Genomic DNA, 15,588 nt, shown 5'->3' on the forward strand with positions numbered 1-15,588 from the left:
GCTGGAGTTCTTGCCTTTGCTCGAAGGCCACCAGCTCGCGCCCCCATTGCTCATACGCTTGCACCAGCTGCGATTGCTCGATCTGGGCATTTACCCGGGCGAATTCAACTCTGATTCGCAACGCTGTTAAGGACCTCCTCGGAGAAGACTTCGAGGGGCGTTTTGAATCCGAGTATCTTGCGCGGACGATTGTAGAGCCGCTGCTCGATCCATCGTAGGTGCGCATCGGCGATGGTGCTGAAATCGGTCTGTCGTGGCAAGTACTGGCGCGTCAACCCGTTGGCATTTTCGTTGCTGCCTCGCTGCCATGCGCAGTACGGATCTGCAAAGTAGAAATCACTCTGCAGGCAGGCTGCAATGAGCCGATGGTCAGCAAACTCCTTGCCATTGTCGGCGGTGAGGGTGTGCACCGTGTGGCGTAGGCGGCCCAGGCGCTGGACGATGGCGTTGCGTACGTTCTCGGCGGTGCCGTCAGGCGAGTAAGCCAGCAGATGCAGGCGACTGCGGCGTTCGGTCATGCTGACCACCACGGCCTTTCCGTGTGAGGCCCTGATGGTATCCAGCTCCCAGTCACCGATGCGGCTGCGTTGCTCCACCACGCTTGGGCGCTGTGTCCAGCTGCGCCGATGTGTCAGCTGCCCGCGGCCATCGCGCACGCCCCGCCGCCGGCGCTTGCGGCGGCGCTTGCGTCGATGCGTGAACAACTGACCACCGCGCTTCTGGTCGGCGTAGATGTGCCGATAGATCCATTCGTGACTGGCCAAGCCGGTGCGACCGGCAATCTGTTCCGGGCTGAAGTCCTCGCCCAGCAAGATCTCGATCTGTGCGATGCGCTCAGCGTCGATGCGTGGACGCCGGCTGGCCCGTGTGCGCCGATGCTCACTGAGGCGCTGCGCGTGATCTGGCAGATACTGCCGAGCGTGCTGATTGCGGCGCAGTTCGCGGCTGATCGTGCTGGGCGCGCGCTCCAACACACTGGCGATGGCACGCATCGACATGCCGGTTTCATATAACGCATGTAGACGGTATCGTTCTGCTAGGTCCAGGCGGCTGGATGACATGGGCAACTCCACTTGGCGGTGAAGTCGTTCAGGTCAGGTCGCCTGGACCACTTCACAACCGTTGGTGTTGCGAATCAGAGTTGAAGCCGCCCCGAGAAATCGTAACGTCGTCGTCAGCGAGCAGCGCGGCGGCCAGTCGGTCGAGGTCTGGATCGCCGGTACTGAAAGCCTGCTTGCCTTGCTGCATTCCGTCAGGTTTTGCGTTATAGCTGCTATCGAAATAGCCTGATCGAGATTTTTCCTTCTCGTTAGGATCAAGGGGGACAACGGGCTCGCCCGAGTGGGGAGGCTTGATCTTTCGATCATCGTCATCACGCCACTAGCTTGCCGTCGAACGAATAGCCACTCCGGTTGGAGGCTAGACCAACGTCCTGATACAGGTTTTCGCCAAAATTGGGCGCGTCCACCTGCTGCCCATTCTTGTCTAGCGGCAGCGATGGTTTTATGTCTGCCGCTTTCAACAAAAGGCCTGTCACGCCGTTGCTGTTGTTGTACAGCGGCGAATATTCGAGCTTGGCGTCGTCAATTTGCTGCCCTGCCGTCAGGGCCGAATGCAGCCTCTTTTCAAGCTCTTGATCCGTCCCTTTCCAGACGACCGCACGCTCATGCTTTTCGCCCGGAAGCGGCCAGTCAGCGGCGACTTTCTTCCGAACTACAATCTGCCCTTCAGGGTCTCTGACGAGTGAGGGGTCATTGGGGTCAGCTTGATCTTTAGGTAACGGACGGTCGGGGCCATTCGGTTGTTTTTGATAGACGGCGGTGTATGGGGGAATGTAAGGGTCAGAGTCAAAACGAATGCTGCCAAAGTTGTCGGAGCCCAGCAGCGTGCTTCCCGCAAAATTGGCAAGATCATTGCCTTCCGCACGCGCATCCGGGCCACCGCGCAGGACGGTTTGACTGCCGTCCGATCGCTCGAAGAGAAGATAGGTATGCCGCTGATCGATGCCGACTGGGCTTGCCCCCACGATGATTTTGGCTTGGTCGTCTGGCATTTCTTACTCCTCACGGTCTCCAAGCGACCGCGACGCTCGGAAGTTGCTGACTGTAGAGCCATCTCTTGAATTCAGTGTCACGGTCCATGCGTCTGGCTTACGTGGTGGTGGCACAAATCGCAGCTTTGGTGGCGGGATTAGATAAAAGCAAACCACAGACGACTGCGCGTCAAGCGATAGGGGCATTGTCGCCTCACAAGTAAAGCCCGACGCCGTGAGCTTCTGTACTGCGTCCGCAATGGCAGTGCTCGGAGTGATCCAAGCTGCAAGCTGTGCTTTGGCGTCGGCGACGGATTGCATTGGCTTGAAAACATCGGAACCGGGCTCATCGGCATCACTCATAGCGGTGCATCCTGTCGCAGTTGATAGGGAAGCCAAAAAAAGCAGGAGGGGTCTGAAAAAGCCTGTAGTCGGTCTATGCACCATAGCCCACCATCCCTATGTGAATACCTGATCCAAGGATACGATGAAATGCTAAGTTCTGGCATTGAGCGCCGGATTCCAGGGAGCCCATGTGTGAAGTTGACGTTAAAACGCCTTCCCGCACCATAGCGAACCGCACGCCTCGCCACGTCTTAGCCCTACAGCCCTGATGCGATCAAGAATGACCTCCACGCGAGCCGGATATTTTGATTGATTATGTTTAAGCGATTCCACAAGCAACGAAGTGAGGTAAATTTCGATGACCGGCTCATAGTCCATGGGCTTGGCGCACCGAGTCCTTCGATCCGCCAAGCCCTGCCTTCGTCGGGGATACCTTGATGGGCGGCATGCATTTGGACATCGCTCCATTCTGACCTAGCGACGTTCATCCCAATGGAGCGATGTATATTTCTGAGTCAGCGTTGGAATTCACAGCGACGCCAGCGTCGGCCGCCTGCCGATCGGCGTGATACGACGAGCGCACCATCGGCCCGGAGGCGACATGGCTGAAGCCGAGCGCATTGCCGTACTCCTCCAGCGCCTTGTACTCCTCCGGCGTCCAGTAACGCATCACCGGGTGATGGTGCGGGGTCGGCTGCAGGTACTGGCCAATCGTGATCATGTCCACATCGTGCGCGCGCAGGTCGCGCAAGGTGGCCTGCACCTGCTCCATCGTCTCGCCCAGGCCGAGCATGATGCCGGACTTGGTAGCGATGGACGGATGCTGCGCCTTGAAGCGCTGCAGCAGGGTTAGCGACCACTGATAGTCGGCGCCTGGACGCACGTTCGGGTACAGATCCGGCACGGTTTCGATGTTGTGGTTGAACACGTCCGGCGGGCTCAGCGCCAGGATCTCCAGCGCGCGGTCCATGCGGCCCTTGCCGCGGAAATCCGGGGTCAGGATCTCGATGCGGGTCTTGGGCGAGCTAACGCGAATCGCCGCAATGCAATCGACGAAATGCTGCGCACCACCGTCGCGCAGATCGTCGCGATCCACGCTGGTCACCACCACATACTTCAAGCCCATGTCGGCAACGGTCGTCGCCAGGCTCGTCGGCTCGCTGGCGTCCGGTGGCTTGGGCCGGCCGTGTGCCACGTCGCAGAACGAGCAGCGCCGCGTACACACCTCGCCCAGAATCATGAAGGTGGCGGTGCCGTGGCTGAAACACTCGTGGATATTCGGGCAGCTGGCTTCTTCGCACACCGTGACCAGGCGGTTTTCGCGCAGCTTGGCCTTGAGGTTCTGCACCGCGTTGCCGGAAGGGATTCGCACGCGAATCCACGACGGCTTGCGCAGCACCGGCGCATCGACGAACTGCACCGGCGAGCGATTGATCTTGTCGCCACCGATCTGCTTGACGCCGGTCTGCAGGGGCGCAGACGCGGCGGTATCGCCGGAGACGACCTGCAAGGGGATGGAACGGGCGGTAGGCTGGGTCATGGATAAGGGGCGCTCAGGCCAGAAGCGAAAGGTCAGGCAACGCGTAACCGGGCTGCAACACGAGACCGAGCTGGCGCGCCAGCTGATCGAGCAGCACCGCCTTGACGGCGTCCATCCCGGAGGGGCCACCCAATTCTAGCACCGAGGTCACCTGCAGGCCCTCGTAGCCGCACGGGTTGATGCGGTGAAAAGGCTCCAGGTCCATCGCCACGTTGAACGAAAGCCCGTGGAAAGCGCAGCCGCGCCGCACCCGGATACCAAGCGCGGCGATCTTGGCCCCACCGACATACACGCCGGGCGCGCCGTCGCGGCGCTCGGCGACGATGTTCCATTCGTCCAAGGTGTCGATCAGCGCCTGCTCGATCTTGCACACGTAATGGCGCACACCAATCTTGAGCCGGCGCAGATCCAGCAGGGGATAGACCACCAACTGACCGGGGCCGTGATAGGTGACCTGACCGCCGCGATCAACCTGCAGCACCGGAATCTCGCCCGGCGCCAATACGTGTTCGGGCCTGCCCGCCTGGCCGAGTGTAAACACCGGCGTATGCTCTAGCACCCATAGTTCGTCGGCGGTGTGCGCATCACGCGCATCGGTGAAACGCTGCATCGCACGCCACACCGGCGCGTACTCCTGCCGACCGAGATCGCGTAGTTGTGCCGGCAGGCTCGAGACGGCTCTAAGCGCTGGCTCGGCCGCTACAGCGTCCACTTCACTTCCGGGTGGTCGCGCAGGGCCTGATGGGCCGCGTCGAACTGCTCGCGGCTATCGGCACGAAAGCCGATCTTGACCGAGACATATTTGCCGCTGGACGAATGCTTCCAGCTGATGCTGTCTTCCAGCAACTCCACGCCGGTAACGGTGAGCAGACGTGGAAGTTCGGTTTCCAGCCCGCGTTCGGCCGTGCCCATGGCGCTGAGCTCGAAGGTGCCGGGAAATTGAAAGCCTTGATCGGGGTGGTCGGTGCTGATTTCCATCTATCCATTATTGGGTCGGTGGTGGATAAACCCAAGCTCTGCCCAGCCAATCGATGAGATTGCCTGGGCCTTGATCATGTGGGGAATCCAAACTTTTTACAAAGTTACGCAGTTACATTGCTGGGTCAAATACATTGCTGGGTCAAACAAATCTACATGTGAATGGTGTTTTGCACAGAATGAGGCAGCTGCGGAACACTTCACGCGGCGCAGCAGCGACCGCAGGCACCTTTGCTGAACACCGCCCCTCCTCAACTCTCCAGGCCCTCCATGCACCGACCGCGCGCATTGTCTGCTGCCCTGCTGTTTTGTCTTTCCGGGCTTTCGATGCCGGCCCTGGCGGCTGACCGGTGCGATTCCAGCACACTGGGCCGCACCCCGCAGGCGGTGAACTTCCGGGTGGATAACGACCTGTTCGGCGGTGAGGAGCAGGACCAGGGCTATTCCAATGGCGCGGTGCTAACGCTGGTGTCGCCCAACCTGGTCGATTACACCGACGACCCTTGCTTTCCGCACACCGCGCGCTGGGTCAACAGCTATCTGGAACGCCTGCATCCGGGCGAGTTCGATCAGCAAAACATGGTGTTCTCAATCGGCCAGACGATCTTCACCCCCACCGACTCCACCCGTCGCGACGTGATCCCGGAGGACCGCCCGTATGCGGGCATCCTACTGGCGAGCTTCGGTTACAACGCGCGCAACGAGGCGCATCTGCGCGCCACGCAGCTGCAGATCGGTGTGGTCGGCAAGTGGGCATTTGCGCAGCAAGCGCAGGATGCGATCCACGATGTGCTAGGCGATAAGAAATTCCAGGGCTGGGACAACCAGCTGCATAACGAGCCGCTGCTCAACTTGGTGCATGAACGTATGCGCCGCTGGCCGGCAGATGCCGCGGCCAACGCGGACGGCTTCGGCTGGGATTTCATTTCGCACTGGGGCGGCTCGGTCGGCAACATGGCCACGCATCTGAATGCCGGCGGCGAAGCCCGCTTCGGCTGGAAACTTTCGGACGACTTCGGCAGCACCCCGACCCGCCCGGCCGGCGAAAACACCGCACCCAGCCGGCTCGGACGCGCTAGCGGCTGGTCGGGTCATCTATTCGTGACCACCGATGCGCGCTGGGTGCTGCGCGACATCACTCTGGACGGCAACACCTTCGGCAATAGTCACAGCGTGGACAAGCGCCCATTCGTCGGCGACGTCGGTTACGGCCTGGCGGTGATGTACGGCCGCTGGAAGTTTGCCCTCGTCCGCTACCAGCGCAGCCGCGAATTCGGCACGCAGCGCGAGACGCCGGTGTATGGGAGCTTCACGATCAGTCGGCTGCTTTGAGGGCGGGGATTGGGGAGTTGGGACTGGTCAGAGCGGGGCTGCAACGTGTTGTTCTCGTTCTCGTTCTTGCCAATTCCAAATGCCGAATCTCGAATCCCCGCAAAAAAGCCGGCTTTCGCCGGCATTTTTATTACGACTCCCACCACATCCAGAAGGCATCCCAGAGGCGCTTAAAGAATCCACCTTCTTCGACGGCGTTAAGCGCCACTAGCGGCGCCTGGGCGATGATCTTGCCGTCCAGGCTGACCTTGACCGTACCGATTTGCTGACCCTGCTTGATCGGGGCCTGCAGGTTCTTGGCTACTTCCATGCTGGGCTTGAGGTCGTTGTAGCGGCCGCGCTGCAGACTGACCAGCAGTGGTTGCGCCACACCAAGCCGCACTTCGTCCTGCTGCCCCTTCCACACCTTTTGCTTGGTTACGACCTTGCCGGGTGCATACAGACTATGGGTTTCGAAGAAGCGGAAGCCCCAGTTGAGCAGTGCCAGGCTGTCGTCGGCGCGCTGCTTTTCGGAGGTGTCGCCCATGACCACGGCCACCAGACGCTGATCGCCGCGCTTGGCCGAGCTCAGCAGGCAGTAGCCGGCTTCGGAAGTATGGCCGGTCTTGATGCCGTCCACCGCCGGGTCGCGCCACAGCAGCAGGTTGCGGTTGTTCTGCTTGATGGTGCCAACCTGGAATTCCTTGATCTTGTTGTAGGCGTAGGTCTCCGGGTAATCGCGCACCATCGCGCGGCCCAGCATGGCCAGGTCGTAAGCGGTGGAGTGATGGCCTTCGGCGCCCAGGCCGTGCGCGTTGACGAAGTGGGAGTCCTTCATACCGATTTTGCCGGCGTAGCTGTTCATCAGCGAGGCGAAGGCTTCTTCGCTGCCGGCCACATGCTCGGCCAGCGCGATCGCGGCATCGTTGCCGGACTGGATGGCCATGCCTTTTTCCATGTCTTCCAGACGTGCGGTCTGATTGACTGGAAAGCCGCTGTAGCTGCCGTCGGTGCCGGCGCCGCCTTCGCGCCAGGCGCGCTCGCTCATCATGACTTGGTCGTCACGCTTGAATTTGCCGTTCTTGATCTCGGCCGCGACCACGTAGGAGGTCATCACCTTGGTGATGCTGGCCGGGGCGAGCTGCTGATGGATGTTCTCACCGGCGAGCACTTGCCCGGTGGCGTAGTCCATCAGGATCCAGGACTTGGACACGGCCGGTGCGGGTGCGGGCGGAACCGGCACGACGGCCGGCGCAGCCGCCGCGGCAGGAGCCGGCGGCGGCGCGGGTGTCTGGGCGCAGGCCAGGCCGAAGGCGAGCGTGGCCACGGCAGCGGCAGCGAAGCGGAATTTCATTGAAGAACGACTCCTGACGGGCCCGAAGGCTGGGTAATGCAAAATTGTAAGGTGCGACGGCGATCAGGGCGACGCGTCATGAGGCGCGCGCGTCTGCGCAGTTCAGCGATGGCGGCAGAGCGCGCGTCAACCGCGGCCAATCAAAGCGAGCAGCTTGTCGGTGCGCGCACAAAGCGCGCCCTCACCAAAATGCCTTGAGAGTGCGTGCCGATTCCAGTCACCGGCAATATTCACCGGTGACGGGGCAGTCACTTGATCGTGCTCAATTGGCGACGATCTGTGGGCGACCGAAACCAAGACCGGCAATGCGCTGGGCGATTTCCGAGGCATTGGCGTGGTCGCGAGCATTCACGCGCAACCGCCACAAGGTGCGGCCGCCGCTGACGATGTCGCTGACGCTTGCACCGGCGATACCGGCCGAGGCCAGCTGCGACAGTGCGCGATTGGCGTTTTCGCGGCTGGCAAAACTGGCGACCTGCAGCAGGATGTCGCCCAATGCGGCTTCGGCCACGCTTGGCGCCTTGGCAGGCACCGGCTCTGTTTTGAGCGAACGTGCGGGCGCGCTGGCCGGCACTCTGACCACGGCAACGGCAACCGGCGCAGGCCATGCAGACGCAGCGGCCGGTGCCGGTGCCGGCGATGTCGCTCGCGGCGTGGCAGCTGCTGGCTTGCCGGCGGCCACATGCACGCCGTGCGATTTCATCCAGACATCGAAATTGTCGGCATTGCCGGGCTGACGCGAATCGGCCACCCGGTAGCGCCATCGCTCGCCTGCAGCATTGACCGGCGCAGTGGCAGCCGATACTGCTGCAGGCAAGGCAACCGTAGCCGCCGACGTTGTCGCCACCTCCTGCGACGGCAACGTGCGGGTAGGCAGACGCTGCACCAGCCCGTCGATCTGGCTGCCGTTTGCGGCCGGCTGCGCGGCCGCGACGGCCGTGTTGAATGGGGCCAGACCACTACGGCGCTTGGCCAGCAGATTGCCGTTGTCGGCTTCGGTCAGACCACGCACTTCGACGTTGCCGGTGCCCTTGCCGGTGATGCCCAGCTTGATCGCAGCGGCGTAGCTCAGATCGATCACGCGGCCATCGTGGAACGGGCCGCGGTCGTTGACGCGCACCACCACCGAGTCGCCGGTGTCGGTATTGGTCACCAGCGCAAAGCTGGGCAGCGGCAAGGTCTTGTGGGCGGCGGTGAAGGCGTACATGTCGTAGACCTCCTTGTTGGAAGTCAGCCGGCCGTGGAACTTGCTGCCGTAGTAAGAAGCCGTGCCGCGTTCGACATAGCCGCCAGGGCCGTCCATCACCACATAGCGCTTGCCCAGCACTTCGTACGGTGAGCGATTGCCCACCGCCGAGCGCGGCTCGTTTGTGACCAGCGGCTCAGGGATGCAGGCCACGTTGGGCACGTGATCCGGCGTGCTGTCCTCGACACCCGGTTTGTACAGGCCACCAGCGGTGTAGTCGCCGCGCGTGGACGGGTCCTCCTTGGCTGCCGCATACGGAGAGGTCGACGGACATCCGGTAGCGCTCCCCTTGCCTTCGACCTTGATGCCCTTGATGGTGCCACTGGGATTACTGTCGGCACTCTTCTTCGGTGCGCTGCTACAGGCCGCCAAGCCGAGCATCAGCGCCATCGGGATCAGCCACTTGGGGCCTGTCATGCTGTTCATGCAGGGGGTAACTCCTTGCCGGCGATGGCCTCGGACAGCTGGAACACTGCCATCGCGTACATCTTGGAAATGTTGTATCGGGTGATCGCGTAGAAATTCTGGAAGCCGAGCCAGTGCTGCTTGCCGTTGGCGTCATCCAGGGTGATCGGGGTGGCAGTACTGCCGGCCACCACCGGCGCATTAGGGTGATAGCCGCGCGCTGACAGGTCAGCAAGGGTGTACACCGGCGACCAATCGGTAGGGTTGAACTCCTCGCGCCCGGTCGCCAGCGTGGCAGGCACCGCAACCTCACCACCGCGCACCCAGCCGCCCTTCTTGACGAAGTAATTGGCGATCGAGGCAAACACGTCGTTGTGATCGGTGAACACGTTGCGCTTGCCGTCGGCATCGCCATCGACCGCGAACTGGCGGTAGCTGGACGGCATGAACTGCCCCATGCCCATCGCGCCGGCATAGCTGCCGATCAGCGTGGTGACGTCGAGTTGCTCTTCCTTGCCGAGAGCGAACAGCTGGCCGAGTTCGTCGCGAAAAAACAGCTCGCGGCGCACTTCGCGTTCGAGCTTGGCCGGGTCGCCGCTGCGCGGATAGCGGAACGCCAGCGTGTAAAGCGCATCCAGCACGCGGTATTTGCCGGCGTTGCTGCCGTAGCTGGTTTCCACCCCGATAATGGCGACGATGACCTGCGCAGGCACGCCGGTGGCGGATTCAACCTTGCTCAGTTCGGCGCGGTGTTCTGCCAGGAACTTACGACCGCCGTCGATGCGCGCCTTGGTGATGAACATCGGCCGGTATTCGTTCCACGGCTTGACCCGCTCGGCCGGGCGCGACATCGCAGTCGCCAAAGCGTCCTTGAATTGCGCCTGCGCCAACACCGCTTCGATCCGGGCGGGGTCGATGGCGTATTTGGCGGCGGTGTCGCGCACGAAATTGGCGCGTGCGATCTCGAACGGTACCGGAGTCAGGTCGACCGGCGGCAGCGCGGGCGCTTCGGCAGCGGCGCTGACGGGCGCGACCGGCGTGCTCGGCGTGCTCGGCGGCTTGGCCGGAGGCGCGCTGGCGGTTAGCGGCGGGGACCGAGGGCTGGGCTGGGTCGCGCAGGCGACAAGGCCGAGGGTGAGCAGGCAGGTCAGAGTGCGTCGAATCATCGGCCGAGAGTAACAGAGATCAAATGAACTTCCAGCAATAAGACCATGAAACACAAGAATTTTAGCCAGCCACTTTTACGGCGATGGATTGGGAGGTGGGAAGTTGGGATTCGTGAGGTGCCTAGCCACGCGTAGAGTGCGCCGATGTCTGCTGATGCGTAACCGACCTGGAGTTGCCGAGTGATTGATGTCAGAGCGCCGAGGACGCGGTGTGTTTGGCGGCGATGACGTCCGGCCCGTGCTGTCTGCAGTAGGAAAGCCGATCCGATTGGCTGGCCGGTTCTTTCCAGCCATGTCGGTCCAGCCAGCAAGCGCGGCCGGGGAGCGGCCGCGCTTGATCGATCACAACGCCGGGAAGCGCGGCGCACCCGAGCAGGTGGGAACGCTGCCGCTGACTTGCACGACCGGCGTGGTGACGCCGGCACCGCTCGGCACGAGCATGCTGTTGCCCAGCACGATCTGCGCATTGCTGGCAGTGACCGATATGTTGTCGGCCACCACGTTGGCCAGCACCAGATCCAGAGGCGTCTGTGCGTCGTAGCCCTTCAGGATCCAACCCTTGCCGCCGACGCCATCCGCGGCGCGCAGCCCGTTGACGACGATGTCGCTGAAGCTCGGCTTGGTGCCGCCTCGGCCGCCGGAGGAATAGAACGGATTGATCACCAGCGGGCTGGTCACCCCGTACAGGCAGGTATTGCGATAGGTGACCATGCTGACCGGACCGCCCTTGGCGATGCTGGTTTTGATCCGCAGACCGTTGTTATCGGTGCTGCGATTGCCGGCGTCGTCGGTGGACACGATGACGTTGTTGTCGACCAGCACATTGCTGACGCCGTACATCACTTCGCTGCCGATCGAAATGCCGTGCGTGGCATAACACCGCGAGTTGCGCACGGTGATATTTGCCGACCTGGACGCGATGGTCTTGATCGCCACGCAATCGTCTCCGCTCATCACATCGCTATCGTGGATGGTGGCGTTGAGCACGCTATCCAGATCCAGGCCATCGGTGTTGGGGCTGGTCGCCGGCGACTTCACCCGCACACCCCAGACGGTCAGGCCATCGAGGATATGCGCAAAGAAATGAAAGTACGCCGCGTTGATCAGATTGACGTTGTAGAGCGTAAATGCACTTGAATTCTGCACCTTGATCAGGTCCGGGCTGTTCTGCACCTGGCCGGAGGCCTTGGCCTTTTCGCCAGACTCCCACCAGGTGGTGCTCTTACCGAGCATGGTCAGATCGCCGCGGCCGTCGATGGTGCCCTGATGCTCGCCACTGCGCACGCCCATCACGCCCGACCTGGAGCCTTTGATGCTGATCAGTGGCAAACATCCACCGCTCTTGGAGCCGGCAGTACCGCAACCGCTGCCGTAATCGGCCGGCTTGCGCGAGCCGTACAAGGTGACACCTTGATCGATGACCAAGGTGACGCCCATGGGAATCAACAACGGGCCCGTGAGAAAAGCGTTGCCGGAGCCAGCTTTCAGCAGCACACTGCCGTTCTTTCCCGTGCAGGCGGAGAGCGCGGCCTGGATGGTCCTCGTATCGGGCGGTGCGCTTTCCGATGCAGCGTCGAACAGGCGCCCGCTCGGCGTGTGGCTGGCACTCACCGACTGGCAGATGGCAGGAATCGCCGGCTCGGAGACAGCGCGCGTATCGCCCGACGCAAGCGTGATAGCGCCGGCCTGTGCGGCAAGCGTAAGACAGACACCGCCGATGGCGGTGGTTAGCAGTTTCATGGAAGAGGTCACCTGTAAAAATGAATTAGCGCGTGCCTGCTGAAGCAACGCGATCCGGGTGCGAAACACACCGCGGAGTGGCGGACTCTACCTTTCGATACACATGCGCACAAAGGGCGAACGAACCGGACGCCGTACGAACGAAGGGCAATGCGCTGGTGTGTCGGCACTGCAATGCAGCGCCCAGAAATGCAGCGCCCAGAACGGTGCGCAATAAACGAATCGTCAGCGAAGCGACACGTGCGTGTCATATGGCGCAGGTTCGATGCCCTGCCCTATGCGAGCAGCGCGGGCTCAGTACCCATGCACCGGGCGATGCGTCTTGACCGCCATCACCAGGCCCAATCCGGCCAGCAGCGAGACCGCCGAGGTGCCGCCATAACTCATCAGCGGCATCGGCACGCCGACCACCGGCAGCAGGCCGGAAATCATGCCGCCGTTGACCAATACGTAGACGAAGAACCCCAGTCCGGCAGCACCAGCGACCAGGCGCGAATAGGTGTCGCGCGCTTGCGACGCGATCCACAGGCAGCGACCGATCACGATCAGATACAAGGTCAGCACGGTGGCTACCCCGATCCAACCGAATTCTTCGCTGAGCACCGAAAATGCAAAGTCGGTGGTTTGTTCGGGAATGAAGTTCAGATGCGACTGCGAGCCCAACCCCCAGCCCTTGCCTTCCAGGCCGCCAGAGCCGATTGCGATCTTGGACTGGATGATGTTCCAACCTGCACCCAGAGCATCGTTCTCGGGGTTGAGGAACATCATGATGCGGTCCTTCTGGTACGGGCGCAGCAGCCAGAACCAAGCAACCGGCGCGGCCGCGGACACACCGCCCACACCCACCGCCACCCACCACCACGGCAGGCCGGCCAGCAGCAACACGAACACGCCGCTGGCGGCGATCAGCACACCGGTGCCGAAGTCCGGCTGCAACATGATCAAGGCGGTGGGCACGCCGATGATCGCCCCGACCACCAGCACGGTGGAGATGCGCGGCGGCAACGGCATACGGTGCAGATACCAGGCCGCCATCATCGGCAGGCTGATCTTGAGCAGCTCGGCCGGTTGCAGATAGAACACTTTCAGGTCCAGCCACTGCCGACCGTATTTACCGGTGCCCAGCGCGAACACCGCCAGCAGCGGCAGCATCGACAAGCCATACACCCACGGCGTCCAGGCACGCAGGCGCAGCATCGACATGCGTGAAATGCCCCACATTGCGACGAAACCGACAATGAAGCGGATGCCCTGCGCCATCACCAGATGATTGCCGTTTGCAGCGCCGCTGGCGCTTTTGAGCACCGACAGGCCGATCACCATCAGCGCAGCCAACGCCAGGCACAGCACCCAGTCCAGACTACGCGTCAAGCGCGCGACCATGTCCACCAACCAGCGCAGGATGTCACTCAATGGTCGGTCTCCTGAACCACGTCCGGCACATCCGGCACCACCGGCTGCGCAGGCGTATCGGGATCCAGCGCCACGGCGGTCTGGCCGATCACCACAGGCAGCTCGTCCAGCGGGGCGGCAGCCGCGTCGCCGGCTTGGCGCACATCGGTGGCGCCGGCTTCGAACTGGTTGACGCCCACGGCAGTCATGCCGAGTTCGCTATCCAGCGGCTCCAGGCCGGCGGGCATCTTGCCGAGCAGCCAGGCGTCGAAAATCTTGCGCGCGATCGGCGCCGCCGAGCTGGTACCGAAGCCACCGCCCTCCACCGCCACTGCCACCGCGATGACCGGATTGTCGGCCGGTGCGAAACCGACAAACAAGCCGCGGTGACGCAGATGCATGGGCAGGCTGCGCGGGTCCACCGCCGCCGCCCCTTTACGGCTGACTACCTGCGCGGTGCCGGTCTTGCCGGCCATCTGATACGGTGCGCCGGGGGTAATGGCATAAGCGGTGCCGCCTGGGCGCATGGTGTCCATCATGCCTTCGCGCACCACCTGCAAATGCGCCGGATTCGGGCTGATCGGTTTGCCCGGCGGCTGGATCATCGGCTGCCACGGGTGATCGAAGCCGGTGCGCTCTTCCAGCACCAGATGCGGGCGCAGCAGCAAGCCGCTGGCGATCCCAGAAATACCGCGCACCAGCTGCAGCGGGGTGACCTTCCAGTCGCCCTGGCCAATGGCGATATTGACGGTGTCGCCGGGATACCAGCGCTCCTTGCGGGTTGTGTACTTGTAGGCCGGCGACGGCAGGATGCCGCCTATTTCGCCGAGCAAGTCCACCCCGGTGGGTTGACCGAAGCCGTACTGGCCCAGGTAACGGTCGAAGCGCTCGATGCCCATGTCCACCGCCAGGCGGTAGTAATAGGTATTGACCGACTGGGCGATCGACTTGCGCAGATCGGTCCAGCCATGCCCGCCGCGGTGCGAGTCGCCCCAGCCGCGACTGACGCCGGGCAGATAAAACATGCCGGTGGACAACACCCTGTCTTCCGGCCGGCGCAGGCCGCTATCCAGGCCGGCCAGCGCGATCAGCGGCTTGAGCGTGGAGCCCGGCGCCACGCCTCCCAGCACAAGCCGGTTGAACTGCGGCCGCGACGGGTTGTCGTTGAGCATGCGGAAATCGGTGTGCGAGATACCGTTGACGAACAGATTAGGGTCGTAGCTGGGCAGGCTGACCATGCCCAGAATCTCGCCGGTGCGCGGGTCCATCGCGATCGCCGCACCTTCGTGTTCGCCGAATGCGGCCACCATCGCACGCTGCAGATCGGCGTCTACCGACAGACGCAGGTCGGCACCCGACTGCGGCGCAACCCAGCCGACGGTGCGGATCGCGCGGCCCTGCACATTGGTTTCGACCTGTTCGTAGCCGACCCGCCCGCGCAGATCCTGTTCGTAATAGCGCTCCAGCCCGGATTTGCCCATGTGGGTGAGCGCGGCGTTGCCCTCGCCCAGAACCGCAAGGTCTTTTTCGTCGATGCGACTAACGTAGCCGATGATATGCGCGAACAACGGACCGTACGGGTAACGTCGGGTCAGATAGGGCTCTAACTCAACGCCGGGAAATCGCCAACGCTCCAGCGCGAAGCGCGCCATTTCCTCATCGCTCATGCGCAACCTGAGCGTCACCGGCAGGAAGCTGCGGCGTGCGCGACGCTCGCGATTGAAGCGCTCCAGATCCTCTGGCGAAATCGGGATCACCTTGCCCAGCGTGGCCAACATGGCATCCATGTCGGTGACCTTGTCGGGAGTTACATCCAGCCGAAATGCCGGGACGTTTTCGGCCAGTAGCCGGCCGGTGCGGTCGTAGATCATGCCGCGCCCCGGCACCACCGGCTTGGGCTTGATGCGGTTGGCTTCCGAGCGCGTAGCGTAGACCTGGTGATCGAGCACCTGCAGCTTGAAATACCAGCCACCCAGACCGACCAGACACACCACCACCATCACAAAACCCAGCACCGCACGCCGACGGAACTGCTCGGCCTCCGCATGTGGGTTCTTGGGGTGACGGCGACCGTGCATG

General features: G+C 62.7%; 13 protein-coding genes. 1 reads left to right on the forward strand and 12 read right to left on the reverse strand.

Features of this window, described 5'->3' with window-relative positions; all coding sequences use genetic code 11:
- Positions 1 to 104: 104 nt before the first annotated feature.
- The 6 genes from J5I97_RS16515 to J5I97_RS16535 all read right to left on the reverse strand — a co-directional run bounded on the left by J5I97_RS16515 (position 105) and on the right by J5I97_RS16535 (position 4,895).
- The gene (locus J5I97_RS16515) at positions 105 to 1,061 is read right to left on the reverse strand and encodes an IS30 family transposase (protein WP_208587676.1); all 957 of its coding nucleotides are present in this window, start codon (positions 1,059 to 1,061) and stop codon (positions 105 to 107) included.
- A gap of 52 nt (positions 1,062 to 1,113) precedes the next feature.
- Positions 1,114 to 1,248 carry a hypothetical protein gene (locus tag J5I97_RS20315; RefSeq protein WP_279631209.1) on the reverse strand — a complete coding sequence of 45 codons (135 nt, stop codon included), beginning with the start codon at positions 1,246 to 1,248 and terminating at the stop codon, positions 1,114 to 1,116.
- A 124-nt stretch (positions 1,249 to 1,372) separates the two neighbouring features.
- Positions 1,373 to 2,053 (reverse strand): hypothetical protein, encoded by a 681-nt coding sequence (locus J5I97_RS16520; RefSeq protein WP_208587677.1) that lies wholly within the window; start codon positions 2,051 to 2,053, stop codon positions 1,373 to 1,375.
- Positions 2,054 to 2,861: 808 nt separating this feature from the next.
- Positions 2,862 to 3,917: a lipoyl synthase gene (lipA, locus tag J5I97_RS16525; RefSeq protein WP_208587678.1), complete on the reverse strand. Its 1,056-nt coding sequence runs from the start codon at positions 3,915 to 3,917 to the stop codon at positions 2,862 to 2,864.
- Between the two features lie 13 nt (positions 3,918 to 3,930).
- A complete protein-coding gene (gene lipB / locus J5I97_RS16530; protein WP_208587679.1) occupies positions 3,931 to 4,629 on the reverse strand; it encodes a lipoyl(octanoyl) transferase LipB in 699 nt (232 codons plus the stop codon).
- Complete coding sequence (locus tag J5I97_RS16535; RefSeq protein WP_208587681.1) at positions 4,617 to 4,895, reverse strand: DUF493 family protein; 279 nt, start codon at positions 4,893 to 4,895, stop codon at positions 4,617 to 4,619. Before J5I97_RS16535 ends, lipB begins: the two co-directional genes overlap by 13 nt.
- A gap of 270 nt (positions 4,896 to 5,165) precedes the next feature.
- Here J5I97_RS16535 and J5I97_RS16540 point away from each other — a divergent pair, with 270 nt between their 5' ends.
- A complete protein-coding gene (locus tag J5I97_RS16540; RefSeq protein WP_208587682.1) occupies positions 5,166 to 6,227 on the forward strand; it encodes a lipid A deacylase LpxR family protein in 1,062 nt (353 codons plus the stop codon).
- Between the two features lie 130 nt (positions 6,228 to 6,357).
- Here the strand turns inward: J5I97_RS16540 and J5I97_RS16545 are convergent, their stop codons facing one another.
- The 6 genes from J5I97_RS16545 to mrdA all read right to left on the reverse strand — a co-directional run bounded on the left by J5I97_RS16545 (position 6,358) and on the right by mrdA (position 15,587).
- Complete coding sequence (locus J5I97_RS16545; protein ID WP_208587683.1) at positions 6,358 to 7,560, reverse strand: D-alanyl-D-alanine carboxypeptidase family protein; 1,203 nt, start codon at positions 7,558 to 7,560, stop codon at positions 6,358 to 6,360.
- A 262-nt stretch (positions 7,561 to 7,822) separates the two neighbouring features.
- Positions 7,823 to 9,232 (reverse strand): septal ring lytic transglycosylase RlpA family protein, encoded by a 1,410-nt coding sequence (locus J5I97_RS16550; RefSeq protein ID WP_208587684.1) that lies wholly within the window; start codon positions 9,230 to 9,232, stop codon positions 7,823 to 7,825.
- A complete protein-coding gene (gene mltB / locus J5I97_RS16555; protein ID WP_208587685.1) occupies positions 9,229 to 10,377 on the reverse strand; it encodes a lytic murein transglycosylase B in 1,149 nt (382 codons plus the stop codon). The genes J5I97_RS16550 and mltB overlap by 4 nt, the downstream gene beginning before the upstream one ends.
- Before the next feature lie 342 nt (positions 10,378 to 10,719).
- Positions 10,720 to 12,117: a glycoside hydrolase family 28 protein gene (locus J5I97_RS16560; protein ID WP_208587686.1), complete on the reverse strand. Its 1,398-nt coding sequence runs from the start codon at positions 12,115 to 12,117 to the stop codon at positions 10,720 to 10,722.
- 294 nt (positions 12,118 to 12,411) lie between these two features.
- Complete coding sequence (rodA, locus tag J5I97_RS16565; protein ID WP_208587687.1) at positions 12,412 to 13,530, reverse strand: rod shape-determining protein RodA; 1,119 nt, start codon at positions 13,528 to 13,530, stop codon at positions 12,412 to 12,414.
- Complete coding sequence (mrdA, locus tag J5I97_RS16570; protein ID WP_208587689.1) at positions 13,527 to 15,587, reverse strand: penicillin-binding protein 2; 2,061 nt, start codon at positions 15,585 to 15,587, stop codon at positions 13,527 to 13,529. Before mrdA ends, rodA begins: the two co-directional genes overlap by 4 nt.
- Position 15,588 lies beyond the last annotated feature (1 nt).

It is taken from the genome of Xanthomonas fragariae, assembly GCF_017603965.1.
GTDB classification, from domain to species: Bacteria; Pseudomonadota; Gammaproteobacteria; order Xanthomonadales; family Xanthomonadaceae; genus Xanthomonas; species Xanthomonas fragariae_A.